The 15,927-nt window shown below is 64.2% G+C and carries 11 protein-coding genes; 3 read left to right on the plus strand and 8 right to left on the minus strand.

Annotation, left to right across the window (positions count from 1 at the left end):
- Positions 1 to 197: hypothetical protein (locus tag SPHN_RS00005; protein WP_248520415.1), on the plus strand; the 197-nt coding region annotated here is incomplete at its 5' end.
- Positions 198 to 813: 616 nt separating this feature from the next.
- On the opposite strand, the gene SPHN_RS00010 is transcribed toward SPHN_RS00005, so the two are convergent.
- Both SPHN_RS00010 and SPHN_RS00015 read right to left on the minus strand, forming a co-directional pair.
- Positions 814 to 1,284 (minus strand): group I truncated hemoglobin, encoded by a 471-nt coding sequence (locus SPHN_RS00010; RefSeq protein WP_248520416.1) that lies wholly within the window; start codon positions 1,282 to 1,284, stop codon positions 814 to 816.
- A 12-nt stretch (positions 1,285 to 1,296) separates the two neighbouring features.
- The gene (locus SPHN_RS00015; protein ID WP_248520418.1) at positions 1,297 to 2,193 is read right to left on the minus strand and encodes a DUF3034 family protein; all 897 of its coding nucleotides are present in this window, start codon (positions 2,191 to 2,193) and stop codon (positions 1,297 to 1,299) included.
- Positions 2,194 to 2,332: 139 nt separating this feature from the next.
- Between SPHN_RS00015 and SPHN_RS00020 the strand changes: the two genes are divergently transcribed.
- Together SPHN_RS00020 and SPHN_RS00025 are read left to right on the plus strand one after the other, a co-directional pair.
- Positions 2,333 to 2,932, plus strand: coding sequence for a methylamine utilization protein (locus SPHN_RS00020; protein WP_248520420.1), 600 nt, complete (start codon positions 2,333 to 2,335; stop codon positions 2,930 to 2,932).
- Positions 2,932 to 5,271 carry a putative bifunctional diguanylate cyclase/phosphodiesterase gene (locus SPHN_RS00025; protein WP_248520422.1) on the plus strand — a complete coding sequence of 780 codons (2,340 nt, stop codon included), beginning with the start codon at positions 2,932 to 2,934 and terminating at the stop codon, positions 5,269 to 5,271. Before SPHN_RS00020 ends, SPHN_RS00025 begins: the two co-directional genes overlap by 1 nt.
- Positions 5,272 to 5,499: 228 nt before the next feature.
- Here the strand turns inward: SPHN_RS00025 and SPHN_RS00030 are convergent, their stop codons facing one another.
- The 6 genes from SPHN_RS00030 to SPHN_RS00055 form a co-directional block, all read right to left on the minus strand.
- The gene (locus SPHN_RS00030; RefSeq protein ID WP_282580365.1) at positions 5,500 to 6,744 is read right to left on the minus strand and encodes a PQQ-dependent sugar dehydrogenase; all 1,245 of its coding nucleotides are present in this window, start codon (positions 6,742 to 6,744) and stop codon (positions 5,500 to 5,502) included.
- A gap of 160 nt (positions 6,745 to 6,904) precedes the next feature.
- A complete protein-coding gene (locus tag SPHN_RS00035; protein WP_248520424.1) occupies positions 6,905 to 8,626 on the minus strand; it encodes a GH39 family glycosyl hydrolase in 1,722 nt (573 codons plus the stop codon).
- A gap of 219 nt (positions 8,627 to 8,845) precedes the next feature.
- Positions 8,846 to 9,715 carry an alpha/beta hydrolase gene (locus SPHN_RS00040; protein ID WP_248520426.1) on the minus strand — a complete coding sequence of 290 codons (870 nt, stop codon included), beginning with the start codon at positions 9,713 to 9,715 and terminating at the stop codon, positions 8,846 to 8,848.
- 727 nt (positions 9,716 to 10,442) lie between these two features.
- Positions 10,443 to 11,222: an ATP-grasp fold amidoligase family protein gene (locus SPHN_RS00045; protein WP_349238457.1), complete on the minus strand. Its 780-nt coding sequence runs from the start codon at positions 11,220 to 11,222 to the stop codon at positions 10,443 to 10,445.
- Between the two features lie 129 nt (positions 11,223 to 11,351).
- Positions 11,352 to 14,534, minus strand: a complete 3,183-nt coding sequence (locus SPHN_RS00050; protein WP_248520429.1) for an efflux RND transporter permease subunit — start codon at positions 14,532 to 14,534, stop codon at positions 11,352 to 11,354.
- Entirely contained in the window at positions 14,531 to 15,811 is a 1,281-nt protein-coding gene (locus tag SPHN_RS00055) for a TolC family protein (protein WP_432715033.1), read from the minus strand. Before SPHN_RS00055 ends, SPHN_RS00050 begins: the two co-directional genes overlap by 4 nt.
- Between the last annotated feature and the right edge of the window lie 116 nt (positions 15,812 to 15,927).

Here is a 15,927-nt window from a genome sequence, read left to right on the forward strand (position 1 = left end):
CGCTCGTGATCGAAAACCATCCGTACCGCCCGCTCGCGGACTTCGGGCGCAAACTTGTTCGTCGTCTTGCTCGTCATGGCTCCACCTTCTCAGGAGTTGGAGCCTCCGACAAACCCGGCGCGGTTCAAAGGCCTTGGCCAGGAGATCGTGATAGACGCGACATGCACCACAAGTACGGCAGCTTGAAAAGAAACTGATGCGGATCTTCTCTGCGTATGCTTCGGCGCCGAGCGACGTGCGAAGTGCCGCAACCTTGCTGCGTAACCGGTCCACAACCACCGGGTGTGGAAGGGAAGCCTTATAGTTGCTACACCTCCGTAGACGAGGAAGCGGGGCTCGGAGTTGGGTTGGAATACGCGCATAAATGGCGTGGGCTCCGTGACACGGCAAATCCCGACGGAACCTTCGACGAGGTCCCGCATGAAGACAGCCTCACGATTGTAGTGGCAAAGACTTTCTCGCTGACGGGCAACTGATGCTGAGCGGACACCCGCAGCACGATTGAACGCATCAAAATTGTCGGCCAAACAGCCGATTGACCCGCGATTGCGGCGGTGTGGGACTGCCTGCTTTTGGTAAATGACGGCAAAGAACAAGCGGTCCTCAATCGGCAAAAATTCAGTCTCCACGAAGGCTAACTTGGCCGCTTTAGGAAGCCCGGTTTCCGCTAAACCGGCCATTCCCCGGTAAAGGTGACGATCGGCAGGAAAGTCCCAAACCCTGCCGCTCCGACGATCGCTGCCGCAATGTAAACGAGCGGCCGAAGTTGGGAGCTAAAAAGAGCTTCTGAATGTTTGGGATTAGGTCAGTTTTCTAACGGGTGACCACGTTCGGCTTCATTACCGCAAGCTTGGCGAGGAAGGCGTTTTGGGCTGGAAATGTCACACCCTCGTGACGCATGGCGGCCTGAAGGTTTTCAACCAGCGCATTCATGTCTTTGGCCTGGATCCCGAGGTTCTTGTGCGCAGTCGCCATATCGCGACCGGTGTAGTGGCAGCTGCCGTTCAATAGGACGCAAAACTGCTCCTTCAGCGTGCGGCGGAGGCGGATCATGTCCTGCCCCTTGAAGATGTCGCCGATCCGCGGATCGCCTTGGCTCGTCGTTACCAGATCGTCGACGATCCGGTCGATACCGGCCACGCCGTGAAACGCCTCGAGCATGGCAACTCCCTTGAACCGACTGCCGCCGGCATTGGTATCGCTAACTGCATAGGGCGCGACCGGATCCTCGCCCGTCGGCGCGGGTGCCGTCTGGATGAGGAGGAACAGGGCAAGCAGAAGCATGGGAAACGTCCCTTAGAAGGCGGTCTGGAGCGATAGGAAGCCGCCGCGTTGGCGCTCCGCCGTCGCGATCGATCCGAGATCGACATAGGCCGCAGTCGCGGTCACGTTTTTGTTGATCGCATAAGCGGCATAGGCGGTCTTCCACTCATTCTCCTTGGCAAACCCTAGATTGTCGGGTTTCGACCTGTATTCGCCACCGACGATTAGTTGGCGCGAGATCTGATAGCCGAGCGTGCCCTCGACCTGGATGGTGCGGTTTGCGCCGCGATCACCACCGAACCCGAGCAGGCCGTTCTGGTTGGCCTTGGTGTAGCGGATGGTGGTGCCCAGCAGGATGCTCTGCCGCAGGAGGAGCTTGGTGGCAGCCACATAGATATCGGTGCCGCTGGCGTGGCGCCCGCCGACCGCGGCGACAATCTGCGGATCAAGATTGTGCTTGTACTGCACGCCGATCGCGATCTGCGGCAGGTAGGCGCTGCCATAGATTGCATCTCCGGCGACACGCAGCTTGGCACCGAACACGTCCTGATTGAGCGTATAGCCACGGCCGATACCAAGCTTCTCACCGACGTCCCGCGTGTCAAGATTCTGTCGGGCATAACTCAGTTCTAGCCGGTCGCGAATGCCGATAGCCGCGCCATGGCTTTCCCACCGGTAGTCCGGCAGCAGGATGGCGGAGACGTGCGCGGACCCGCCGATCCCATCGACGGTTTCGTTACCGGCGATCACCGCCCAGGTGGAGATGCCGCCGCCCGAACTGCCCTCGATCGAGCTGACGCCGTTGGTCAGCATCAGCTTGCCGCCCGCGCGACCCTCGTGCGCCTCGGTTGGGGTCGCTGTCACGACGGCGGTCGCCACTACGGCCTTGGCGATGTACCCGGCGACGGTCGAAGGCGAAATGCGAATCATCTGGCATCCCATGGAGACCATTGGTTAATTCTCGGTCTCCCATGCCCGGCCATCATCGCGTAGCTTGGTCAAAAATGACGAGGGCGAGCATCGATGACGTTTACGGGTTCGCAATCTTCCGACCGTTAGAGGACGGTCTATGCACGCTTCCGTCTTCCGTCTGATTTCGATGATCGCCGCGCTTGCGTTGCCCATGGCTGCGCATGCCGCCACGGTGGCGATCGATGTCCTTGGCTTCGACGGGAAGCCTCTGATCGGCGCGGTAGTCACGATCGAGACGCCTAAAGCGCCGGGGGTGACGGTGCGCGGGCCTTATCTGATCGAACAGCGCGACATCGCGTTTCAGCCGCATGTGCTGATCGTCCCCGTCGGCGCGACGGTCGGCTTCCCCAACCGCGACCGGGTCCGTCATCACGTCTATTCGTTTTCCAAGACCAAGAAATTCGACCTGAAACTCTACGGGCGGGAGGATGCGCGGACTGTCCTCTTCGATCGTCCGGGCGTTGTCCCGCTCGGCTGCAACATTCATGATTCGATGAGCGGGTTCGTGTTCGTCACAGCCACGCCGTTTGCCGCACTGACCGACCAGGCGGGGCATGTCAGCATTACCGGTATACCCGCGGGGATTGGCACGGTCCGCGTCTGGCACCCTTCGATCCGCGCGCCTGGCAGCACCGCGTCCCAGCCGATCGACGTCGCCGCCACCGGCTTTGCCACGACCTTCGTGCTGCACCGGTGATGAGCCTGCGCCTGCCGCGGTTCCGCCATCTCCGGACCAAGCTGTCGGTGCTGTATGCGAGCCTGTTCGCGGTGACCCTGGTGCTGCTCGCGGGCGTCGCTCAGGCGATGATCTGGACGCACGCGCGTGATTCCGTGCGTCAAGAACTTATTGCCAGCGGCAGCGTCTACGACCGGATCTGGACACTCAGGTCGCAGTCGCTGATCGCGTCGGCCGACCTGTTATCACGAGATTTCGGATTTCGCGCTGCGGTTGCCAGCGGGGATCAGCCGACGATCGCGTCCGCGCTCGTTAATATCTCCCACCGGGCCGAGGTTACCGCCGCGTTCGTGGTCGATCAGGACGGTCAGGTTACCGGCCCCTCAGGCGCACTTGCGGCGACGGTCGCCCGGTTTCCCTTCGCGGTTCCGGACGGACGGCGCGACGCGGTGGTGGTCGTGGCGGGGCAGGTATACCGACTGATCCTGTCACCGGTGATGGCACCGACGCAGGTGGGCTGGGTGGTGTTCGCGGTGCGACTCGACGCCACCGAGATGCACGCGCTCGAACGGCTGTCCGCGATCCCGCTGATCGCGACCATTTTGCGCAGCGATGGTGCAGGGCGCTGGCACGCGGCAGACAGGTCGATCGGATCGGCGTCAGCGATCGACAATTTGGTTGATGCATCGCAATCGACGCGAACGCTTGCCACGCTCAACCTGTCAACCGGCCGCGCGTTCGCTATCGCCAAGCCGCTGGCCGGTCTGACGCGTCGACCGCAGGCGGCGATCCTGATCCGCTATCCGCTCAACGCCGCACTGACCCCGTATCTGCCGTTGCAGGCGGGCATCGCGCTTGCAGGGCTAGCCGGCCTGATCCTCGTCGTGCTCGGCAGCCGGCGTCTGGCAAGGGGGATCGCCGGACCGATCGCCGCGCTGGACGCCGCAGCGCGCGCGCTGGAGGAGGGGAGTCGAGCCAATATCGTCGTGAAAGGTCGCGACGAGATCGGCAGGCTCGCCGCCAGCTTTAATCGGATGTCGGTCGGTATCCTCGAACGTGAGAACCGGATCACGCATCTCGCATTCCACGATGTCCTCACCGGCCTGCCAAACCGGACCTATTTTCGCCAGTCGCTCGACCAGGCAATCCTTCAGGCCGGGCGTACCGGCGGAGGGATAGCGGTGCTGTGTCTCGATCTCGATCGCTTCAAAGGCGTGAACGACACGCTCGGCCATCCGGTCGGCGATGCGTTGCTGAAAGCGATCGGCACGATGCTGAGCGAGGTCGCGCCCGACGGGCTGGTCTCGCGGCTTGGCGGGGACGAATATGCGGTGATCCTGTCGGGCCAGTTTGATGCCGATCGGCCGCGCGTACTAGCGCAGAGCATTCTCGACATGATGCGCCAGCCCGTCGAAGCCGATGGCCACCAGATCGCGACGGCGGTCAGCATCGGCATCGCGATCGGTCCGGTTGACGGCAAGGACGCAGATGAACTGCTCAAGAATGCCGACCTCGCGCTGTATTTTGCGAAGGAAGACGGTCGCGGTGTGTTCCGCTTCTTCGAACCCGCGCTCGACGCCGCGGCGCGCTGGCGTCGGCAAGTCGAACTCGACCTTCGCGAGGCGATCAAGGAAGGCCAGTTCGTCCTCAACTACCAGCCAGTGTTCGACCTGAAAGCGGACCGGATCGGCGGGTTCGAAGCACTGGTGCGCTGGCATCACCCGCAGCGCGGCATCGTTCCTCCCGTCGAATTCATCCCGATCGCCGAGGATACCGGGCTGATCATCGCAATCGGCGAATGGGTCATGCAAGAGGCCTGTCGTCAGGCGATGCACTGGCCCGAGCATGTGCGCGTCGCGGTCAACGTTTCGCCGCTGCAGTTCCGCAACACCGGATTCCAGGCGATCATACTTCAGGCGCTCGCCCATAGTGGCCTGGCGCCCGACCGGCTCGAGATCGAGATCACGGAATCGGTGTTCCTCGACGGCGAGGGGCCGGTGATTGCGTTGCTGCACAAGCTGCGGGCGATGGGGATCCGCGTCGCGCTCGACGATTTCGGCACCGGCTATTCGTCGCTCAGCTACTTGCGCAGCTTCCCGTTCGACAAGATCAAGATCGACCGCTCGTTCATCACCAGCATCGCCAGCGATCCGAGCGCCGCGGCGATCGTCCGCGCGATCGTCGACCTGGCGACCGCGCTGCACATGGAAACGACCGCAGAGGGGGTCGAAGATACCCACCAGCTCGACCTGTTGCGCGGCGAGGGCTGCGGTAACATCCAGGGCTACCTATTTAGCCGGCCAGTTGAGAGTTGCCGTATCGCCGGGCTGCTCGAGAATAGAATCAGCCGGGCAGCCTAGCGGATAGAGAAGCGAGCATCCCATGCAAGCGACGCACGGCACCTGACACTGGTAGAATCGTTGACCACAAGCGATCACGACTTTTTACTACAAGTTTGCAAGCGGGTAAGGGCGCCCAAATTCCCGCAACTGGGTCCATGCGGCCTTTAAGTCGTTCGTCGAGCCATAAACCACGCGTCGGACCTGGCGCCCCTCGGCAGATTTGATGCTGCTACCCCTGTCGAACGCTCACCCTGCGCGATTGGATGACAGGCGGAGCAGTCGCCCGCCAGATCCGTCTTCCAGCAGCCATAGCGCCCCGTCTGGGCCGGCCATGACCGCGCGGATCCGCGCGCCCATCGTCCACCGCTCCGCTTCGCTGGGGACCACGCCGTCGAACGCGATGCGGATTAGCGCTTCAGATGCCAGTCCACCGACGAACGCGGAGCCGCGCCACTGCGGAAACATCGTGCCGTCATAAAAGGCGAGCCCGGCCGGAGCGATGATCGGGGTCCAATACAGCGCCGGCTGCTGGAATTTCGCCTTTCCGACAGGAGAGACGATCGGCGTGTCGTCGTAGTTCTTGCCGTACGACACGACCGGCCACCCATAGTTCTTGCCCGGTTCGATCAGGTTCAACTCGTCACCGCCCTGCGGACCCATTTCGGTCGACCAAAGGCGACCTTTCGCATCGAACGCCAGCCCGTAGGGGTTTCGATGACCGGTCGTCCATGTCTCCGCCTGGGTCAGGTTCGGGCCCGGTATCGTGGCCCTGCGCACCGGCGCGGTCGCGGCGGAACCGGTATTTGCCGGCGGATCGATGATGCCAATCGTCGTGGCGCCAACCTTACCCGCGCCGGGGTTGCCGGGCGCAGGCTTGCCGTCCAGCGTCAGTCGCAGAATCTTCCCAAGCGCCTGGTCGGGGTCCTGCGCCGGGGTAAACCGCTGCCTCTCGCCGGAGGTAAGGAAAAGATAGCGCCCGTCCGGTGAGAACGCGATGTAGCCGCCGAACTGCCCGCCATTGCCGCGGGGCAGTTGCCGCCATAGGACTTGAAGGCCTTTGAGCGTCGGTCGAGCCGCGCCGAGATCGAGCGTTGCCCGGGCAAGCGCCAAGCCATCGCCGCCTTCGCCAGGTTCGGAATATGTAAGATAGATTTGCCGGCTCTGCGCGAAGTTCGGCGCAGTGGCGACGAACAGCAATCCGCCCTGTCCTTCAAAGTGTACGCGCGGCACGCCAGTGATCGGCGTTTTTACGCCCGCCGCGGTGACCAGCCACAACCTGCCGGGTTTTTCGGTAACCAGCATTCTCTGATCCGGCAGAAAGGCCAGCGCCCAAGGCGAATCAAACGAGGCGACGGGATTGATCTTAAAGGGCTTGGATGCGGTGGGGGTCGCCGTCCCGTAGTTGACCGGCAACGCGGATGTGTCGGGGCCGGCTGGCGCCGAGGCGGGGGCCGTCGGCCCACACCCGATCAGCAGCACCAGCGGAGCCATGGATATTCTACGATAGTCAGGCACAGGCGATCCTCTCTCGGTGGGCGGGTCTGTGCCACATGCACTTCCGCGACCCGCAATTATTCGTCGAAGGCGTATTGTGGCGGTTTAATTCGATGCCCGTCCAATCGAGGCCCGCAGATCGCGACCGCCCGGCGTCTCATCGACGGCTGCTCACGATCCGCCGACGTCCGGTTTCACGCGAGGCTGGGGTAATGACCAGTAACGAGACGCCTTGGCGCGGCAGGTCGAACGTCAGCTTGGCGTCACCACTGCGAGCCATAAGCTGCTTGGGTTTGGGGTTCATGGTCGCGAGTTCGGCGGCCTTCAACAGCGCGGCACGCTGTTCGTTCGTCGGGGCGAGCGGCGATCCCATGGCCTGCCAAACGGCGAAACTGTTCGAATGGCTGGCGTCGATCCGGTAGTGGGTCATCACCGCGCCCCTGGCAAAGACGCCCGGCAATCGGTGAAGCCGCAGTTGTACCGCCGCTTTCGGCCCCGGTAGATCATCGTCGTGATAGTGCCAGACGAGGACCGACAGCGCGTCGCCGTCGAGGCTGGCGATGCTGCCGACATCCGCGATGCCGCGCACGCCGTCGCGCATCACGGTGTCCAACGCGACCTGATGGTCGGACACGGCCGGCACGTACCGACCTTTTATTCGCGCGAACATCTTGAACATGTTCATGATCGGCAGGTCGATGCCGTTCGAAGTCAATTGGCGAAAGCGTGCGAACGGTGCCTGATCCTCGAACTCGAAGGCCCATGACAGGATGCCTTCGAGTTTGAGGTGACGGCGCTCGGCAAGCGCAAGCAGCCGCGGGAACGATGCGGCGGTGTAGCTCGAATACATGGTTCCGTTGCGGTAAGCGTTGGCCGGCCCCTGGCACGCCGCGCAGCCTTCAGGATCGGATTCGCCGATGACGATCGGTTTGTCTCTGAATGCCGGGTTGGCGCTGATCGCCGTGAACTCGTGCTCGGCGGCTTTGAGGTGGGTGTTCAAGCCCATGCGGACATGACCGCCAGTCCCATCCTCGACGAGTAGGGGCTGACCCTTTGCATGGAAGGACAGAAAGTCGGTGGGCGTGCCCGACGCCTGTACGTGTGCCATGAATGCCGTAAGAAAATCGTCGCCGGCGCCGGCATTGTCCGGTCCTCCGACGCGCGCCTCCGGCATCGCCCGCCGGACGCCGCGGACCGCGGCATCGTGAAGCCGGAAGAATTCCCCACGCGTACCGCCCCAGTAATATTGCGGCAGATTGGCTTCGTTCCAGGTCTGGAAATACCAGCTCGCGACGTCTTCGCGGCCATAGCGGTCGATGCAGTGACGCACCCACTGATAGATCAATTCCTCCCACCGTCCGTAGTCGCGCGGCGGATAGGCCCAGCCGGTGCGCAACGCGCCGCTGCCCGGCCGCCAATCATGCTGATAGGGGATCGGCTTGGTCGACATCGCCTCGGGCATGAAACCGAGCTCGACATAGGGTTTGACGCCACGCGCGCGGTACGTGTCGAAAATCCGATCTACCACGGTCCAGTTGTAGACTGGGCGGCCGCGCGAATCTTCCGAATAGATACCAGTGGACCCCCATTTCAACGCAGGGGTGCCATCGCCGGAGGTGAAAAGGTTATGGGCGCGGAAATATACGTGTTCGGGCGCGAGTTTGCCTAGCGTCGCCAGCGTCGTTCGCCCGTCCTTCATCGTCGCATAGTTCGGCTCGTCTGCGCCGAAGAACCGCCACACCGGTTCGACGGGCCGTTCTGGGCGACCGGCATCTACCTCTACGACCACGGAAAACGCGTCGGCTGCATGGGTCGGATCGGCTCTTGCGGGCGCGAAAACGGCGATCGCCGCAGCACCGAACATCATCATCCGCATCATGATGCCATCACCTGTTCCTGCGGAAGCAAACACGATGCGGACGATGTCGTCTTCGACCACGCGAACATGTCGACGGCGGACATCATGACCCGAACTGGATACTGGAATGGACAGCGGATTTCACGCGAGTTGCCGAAGTCCGGCAATGCCGGTGCAGTGGTGGAGACGGCAGGGCGCGGCCCGGGATGCTCGGTCCGATCGAGCGGTACCATCTGCACCTCACTTCGCCGTTCGGGGAGCAAGCCAGCCGCCGTCGGCCAGCCAGTCTTGCAGGCGATCCGGCCAATGCAGGATCGAGATTCGATCCGACTCGTCGAGGTTGAACGCATGGCCGCTATCCGCATACATGTGCAATTCTGCCGACACGCCGCTCTTCCGAAGCTGTTCGTAGAGCGCGACCGTGGGTGCCGCACAGCAGGGATCGCGACTGCCGGCGACCAGGAAGGCCGGCGGCGCGTTCTTGACCGCGGCGGCTGGTATCCCACGCGGTCCGGGGAAGACGAGCACCTGGAAATCGGGGCGGGCGGATTGTTTGTCGACGGCATCGACGGCGGTACGTTCCGAAGGCGCCGGATTGTCCGCGATCAGCGACACGAGTTCTCCGCCGGCTGAAAAGCCCATCGCACCGACGCGCGCCGGGTCGATGCCATAGTCAGAGGCATGTGCGCGAACCCAGCGCAGCGCACGCCGCGCATCGTCCGCAGCGTCGCCCTCGACCGAGTATGTCGAGCCAGGCTCGTTCGCGAGCCGGTATTTCAGCACGAACGCGGTAACGCCCATGCGATTTAGCGCGGTCGCGACCTTGGTGCCTTCATTGGTCCACACGAGCAATTTGTGGCCGCCGCCCGGCATGATCACCACCGCCGCCCCGTTGCGATGCGCAGGTGCGGCGGGGAAGGCGATCAGCGACGGATCGTGGATGTTGCGAACCCAATAGTCGCGCGCGATCTCGGCCTCGCCACGGTGCGCAGATGATCCCGGCGCGCCGTTGGGCCAGAGCTTGATCACAGAGTAGTGCGGCGGTTGCTCGGGAGCGGGATCCTGCGCTCCCAGCGGCGCGCTCACCAGCAGCGCAAGTGCGACGAACACGGCCCGTGTCACTTGGCTTCACCCGTTGCGGCCACTGCGGCACGCGCGGTCAGGGTAGAAGCCTGGGTCGCGCTTGCTCCGGGAAGTCTACCCGTACCAATGACGAGCGGGTCGGGCTGCGCCAGGGCGGCGATAGAAACCATGACATGCGCCTGCGCCGGCGCGGGCGAGATCGTGCAAATCGTCAAGGTAGAGAGGTACGAAAAAGGGAGCCCAATCCATCGACCGACGGCTTTCATGCGGGTGCCGAATCCCATAGCCGCTCTCCCACTATTATCGTTTTTTCCATAGATATCGATAGCGCTACCATAGTCCAATGGTTTCTGATCATTTCCGAACGATGATGACTTCACTGTCAACGAATGCCACTTGGGATCTACCGCCCAAGCGGGAGGGCTACCGCGACACGTCCTCAAACGACCGCACTGGCCGCTATCCTCGCAGTCACGATAGTAATGACGGAGAGAGAAGCAGCCAAAAGCATCATGGCGCGAAGATGAACGAGCGTCTGAAGTCGCGAAGCGCGTGAGGGCGTGCGAATGGCCGACTATGGTTCAGCCGTTCCGGCTATCCGGTCAGCGTATGGAGATAACTGTTTTACGGACCTGATCCCGTCGCCGTTAAGAGCAAGAATCCTGTTAGCGGAATTTCGACCATATCGACCGACGTGGCTCCTTCACGTTCAGGATTGAACCGGGCCTCAGCCGAGACGCCGGTTGGCAGTTACCTAGTCGACGCCGATTTGATTCCAATGATCACCGAGCAATTCGTCCAATCGAGGCGGATCGAACGGATCAAGGCCTGAGCCGGGGTAAAATGTCATTTCGCCAAATCGGGGTATGATGCCTGCGTCGTAGAAGTCGACACGGACGAATTCGAACCCGCGTCCCAAGGCTTCTGCCCCCTCGACCATGAGTGGCAAGCTGATCGGCGGCCGGACATCGAGACGATCGGCATCGGTCGACATGCCGCGCCAATCCCGATCGAAGATCACCCATCGGTGGCATGTCTCACGAGCGACGTGAACCTGGATCGCCTCGACCCTGCCGTGAAACACGTAAAGCTTGTAATCGATCGGCAGCGCTGGTCCCTCGCCGACAAAGGGTTCGATCAATATGCCGCGCGGCACATCACGATAGCCCCATTCGTCGAGCCAGAGGCCGTAGGGCCGTCGCATCCATGCCGCTGCCGCCGAGCGGACGGCGTTCCAGTCGTCCGCCGCATCCCGGACGATGCGGCACTGGTTGCAGCCGTGACGCGATTTCACGACGAACGGGCCGGGGAAGGGGATCTGGTCAGGCAGTATTTCGCCCGACCAGAGGGTGGGGGTCACCCAATCCGCGCCAAGCATGGCGGCGACGAATGGCTTTACGGTTATCTTGTCGATCATCTGCGGGATGCGAGGATCGCGATCGACCAATTTGCGTCGCTGTACGAACTCGGTGAACCGTCGCGGTCGGTCGATCGACAATTGCCGCCGGTGCCGCCACCAATAGGTCAGGTGCACGCGGACCCACGCGGCGAGCGCTGGCGCCGGGCGCGCTTTCTCGCCGAAGCCCGCCAGCGAAGACGTTCGCGACCAGGTCACCGCAAGCGGTGCAGTGGTATTGGGGATCACGTCCGTCTGCATCGATGATCAGAGGGCCGGGTCTACGCGTTCGGCCTGCATGGCGGGCGCGCGCTCCCGGACCAACCAACGATACAGGCTCGGCAGCAACAACAGCGTCAGCAGCGTCGACGTGACGATCCCGCCGATCACCACGGTCGCCAACGGGCGCTGTACCTCGGCGCCGGCTCCGCTCGCGATCGCCATCGGGACGATGCCGATCGACGCCACCAACGCGGTCGACAGCACCGGGCGGAGGCGATCGCGTGCACCTTCACGGACCGCGTCGTCGACGGTGCGCGGGTCGCCGTCGCGGCCGTCGCGCAATGAGTTGATGTGGTCGACCAGCACCAGCCCGTTGAGCATCGCGATCCCCGACAGAGCGATGAAGCCGATCGCGGCGGTGATCGAGAACGGCATCCCGCGCAGCCACAGCGCGAGCACGCCGCCGGTCACCGCGAACGGGATGCCGGTATAGACGATCGCCGCTTCCTTCACGCTGCCGAGCGCGGCGTAGACCAGCAGGAAGATCAGCACGAGCGCAGCAGGCACGACGATCGACAGGCGCTTCTGCGCGGCTTCGAGTTGGTGGAACTGGCCGCCGAACTCGATCCGGTAGCCCGGCGGCAGCTTGACCTGGCCGTCGACCGCGGCGCGCGCTTTCGCAACATAGCCGGCGAGATCGCTGGTGTTGAGCGTCACCATCAGCGCGGCGCGACGCTTGCCGCCGTCGTGGAGGATCGGCTCGACCTTTGGCGTCACGCGCAGCCGGGCGACGCGCGACAGCGGCACCATGCCATACTCGCCGACGCGCAACGGCAGAGCGAGGATCGCGGTGGGATCGGCGCGTAGGCTTTCGGGCATGCGGACGACGATCATGTGCCGTGCCTCGCCTTCGGGGATGAAGCCGACTTCGGCACCGGCGATCGCATCGGTGATCGCCGTGTTCACTTCAGCGGTGCCGAGGCCGAGCCGCAGCATCGCCGCGTGATCGAGTTCGACGACTATGCTCTTGGGACGGCCCGCAGTTTCGAACTCGACATGCTCGGTGCCGGGTTGCTTGTCGAGGATCGCCTTGGCTTGCTTGGCGGCGCGTTCGAGCACGTCGTAATCCTCGCCGAAGATCTTCACCGACACGTCGGCGCGCACGCCTTCGAGCATCTCGTTGAAGCGCATCTCGATCGGTTGCGCGAACTCGAAGCTCTGGCCCTTGTAGACCTGCCGGCCGATCTTCTCGATCCCCGCGACGAGTTCGTCCTTGGTCTTCGGCTTGCCGTCGCTCGCCGGCCAGTCCTTTTCGGGTGCGTAGAAGATGTAAAGATCGTTCTCGTTGGGTGGCATCGGATCGGTCGCGACCTCGCTGGTGCCGATCCGCGAGAAAATGTGGCTGACCTGCGGGAATTGGCGGCGGATCCGGCGTTCGGTTTCCTGTTCGATCGCCAGGCTGCGTTCGAGCGACATGCCCACCGGGCGATAGACCATCGCGGTGATCGATCCCTCGTCGAGCTGCGGCGTGAACTGCGATCCGAGCGTCTTGAACACGCCGAACGTCACGGCCAGCATGACCAGCGCGCCGATCACCAGCAGCTTGGGATGCGCGAGCGCGCGCTCCAGCGTCGGCGCATAGCCGCGCTCGGCTAGCCCGATCAGACCCTCGTGGCGGGTGTCGTCCTGCTCGCTCGCGGGGGCGCGGAGCAGCCAGGCGGACAGCGCGGGGACGACGGTGAACGTCCAGACGAGGCCGGCGAAGATCGCCAGCATCACCGCCTGCGCCATCGGCTGGAACAGCTTGCCCTCGACCCCGCCGAGGCTGAGCACGGGCACATAGACCAGCGCGATGATCGCGATGCCGAACATCGTCGGACGCGCGACCATCCGCGCGGCGTCCGCCACGGTTTCGCGGCGTTCGTCGGGCGTGAGGTCCTCGCCCTTGGCGCGGCGGCGTTCGGCGAGCAGCCTCAGGCTGTTCTCGACCACCACGATCGCGCCGTCGACGATCAGCCCGAAATCGAGCGCGCCGAGACTCATCAGGTTTCCCGACACGCCAATCGCATGCATCCCCGACACCGTGACAAGGAAGGCGAGCGGGATGACGATCGTTACGATCAGCGCCGCGCGCCAATTGCCCATCACCAGCAGCAGCACGAGCGCGACGAGCAGCGCGCCTTCGCCGAGATTATGCTCGACCGTCGATATCGTCCTGTCGACCAGATCGGCGCGACTATATTGCTGGTGGACGACCATGCCCTTGGGCAGCGCCGACTGGATATCGGGCAGCGCCTCTTGCACCCGCAGCGCAACCTCGCGGCTGTTCTGCCCGACCAGCATCATCACGGTGCCGAGCACGGTCTCCCGCCCGTTCTGCGTCGCGGCGCCCTGGCGCGGGGCCGATCCGATCACGACGTCGGCGAGATCACGGACCTGGAGCGGGAGGATCCCGCCCGCGAACTTGACCGGGATCGCGCCGATATCGGTCGCGCTGGTCACGCGGCCGTTGGTGAGTACGGTGAAGCGCTCGGCGCCGCGCGCGATAATGCCGCCGCCCGCATTCTCGACGTTCTTGCCGACCGCCTGCGCGAGCTCGGCCGCGGTCACGCCGTGCATCGTGAGGCGGCGCGGATCGGGCTCGACGACGAACTGCTGTTCGAGACCGCCATTGGTGTTGACGTCGGCGACGCCAGTCACTGCCCGCAGCATCGGCCGAACCGTATATTCCTGCGCCTCGTACAGTTCCATCAACTGGCGCTGCGCATCCATGCCCGCGGGCGCGTGCTTCCATTCGAGCGTATAGTAATAGATCTCGCCGAGCCCGGTGGTGATCGGCGCGAGCTGCGGCGAGGCGCCGGGCGGCAACTGGTCGCGGACCGCGTTCAGCCGCTCGGTGACGAGCTGGCGCGCGCGCATCTGGTCGGTGCCGTCCTTGTAGAGCAACGTCACTTGGCTGAGCCCGGTCTTGGTCAACGACCGCGTTTCCTCGAGCCCCGGCTGGCCCGCCATCGCGCGCTCGATCGGCAGCGTCGCGAGCCGCTCGATCTCCTCGGGTGCGAGCGCGGGGACCATGGTGTTGACCTGCACCTGGACCCCGGTGATGTCAGGGATCGCGTCGATCTGGAGATTGGCGAACGACCACAGGCCGACCGCCGCGATCAGCGCGGTCACCACCGCGATCGCCAGCCGGCGCCGCGTGACGAAGTCGAGCAAGCTGGCGATCATCGGGCGAGCGCGGTGCCGCCGTTGAGCGCACGCAGCTGGAGCAGCGCCTCGATCGCCTCGCGCCGCGTGTCGAGCACGGCGTTGGTCGCCTCGATATAGGATTGCTGCATCTGCATGTAGATCGCGAGCGGGATCGCCCCGAGCTGGAAGTTGCGGTTCGCCTCCTCGGCGGCATCGGCAAAGCTGCGCGGCGTGTTGCCATCCCATTTGCCGAGCGCGGATCGCTTCGCCTCATATTGCGCGGCCTGGTCGAACACGTTGCGCGCGATCCGGCGTTCGGCATTGACCAGCGTTGCGTTCGCCTGCGCCTGGCGTCCCTGCTCGACCGCGACCTCGCCGGCCTGCCGGTTCCACAGCGGGATCGTCGTCGAAAGGCGCACGCCGTAGTTGGTCTCGCGGATGTCCGATCGCGCACGGTCGTAATAGGGGCCGATGCCGACGGTCGGGATGCGCGCCTTCCGCGCGAGATCGACGCGCAGGCCTTGCTGCTCGAATTGCGCGCGGAGGGCCTTCAGCTCGAAATTGTTCGCGGTGGCGTTGGCGGCCAAGGTCGTGCCCGAGGGGAGATCGGGGAGCGACATGTCGGGGCGGACGATCCGCAGCCGCGCGGCGAACGGCGCGCCGCGCAACTGGTTGAGTTCGTACAGCGCCGAGTTCGCCTCGGCATCCGCCATCGCCGCGGTCCGCTCCGCACTGATCGCGCCGGCCTGGAGCGAGGCGGCTTCGAGGCGCGGCGCGGGGCCGGCGGGATCGCGCGAGACGATCACGCGCGCCAGTGCCCGCATCCGCGTCGCGACTTCGCGCGCGACACCCGCCTTCTCGTCGGCAGCAAACAGCGCATAGCCCAACGTCCGCGCCCGCGCCGCCAGCGTCGCGTCGAACTGCTGGAGACCCATCTTGGCGAGCTCCACCTGCCGTTCCGCAATCGCCCGGCGCAGCGCGATGCGGCCGCCGAACTCGATCGGCTGGACCACCGAGACGGCATAGGTCAGCCCGTCGCCGAGGGGCATGCCGGTGGTGCGGTCGTCGGCGCGGCGCTGGCCGAACTCGACGACTGTCTCGGGGTCGGCCCAGCGTCCTGCGGCGGAGCGCTCGACGCCCGCGGTCTCGATCTGACGCTGATAGAATTGCCGTTCCGGATTGTTGGCGACGACGTCCTGCGCGAGCCGGTCGAGCGAGATCGCGGTGCCGGCCGGGGTCTGCGCAGACGCGGCGGTCGGCATGACGGCGCCAGCCATGAGGGCCAAGGCAACAATCCGCATTACGTGCTTCTCCAAGGACATATCCCTGGAAAATCGGTAGCGGAGCGGTCGGCGGCGCGTCGATTAAATCCGCGTTCAGAGTCTGAACTGCAATTCAATTGACGGCGCGTCCCCCGGACTGCGAACTGGTC

The organism is Sphingomonas faeni, assembly GCF_023195535.1.
GTDB lineage: Bacteria > Pseudomonadota > Alphaproteobacteria > Sphingomonadales > Sphingomonadaceae > Sphingomonas > Sphingomonas faeni_B.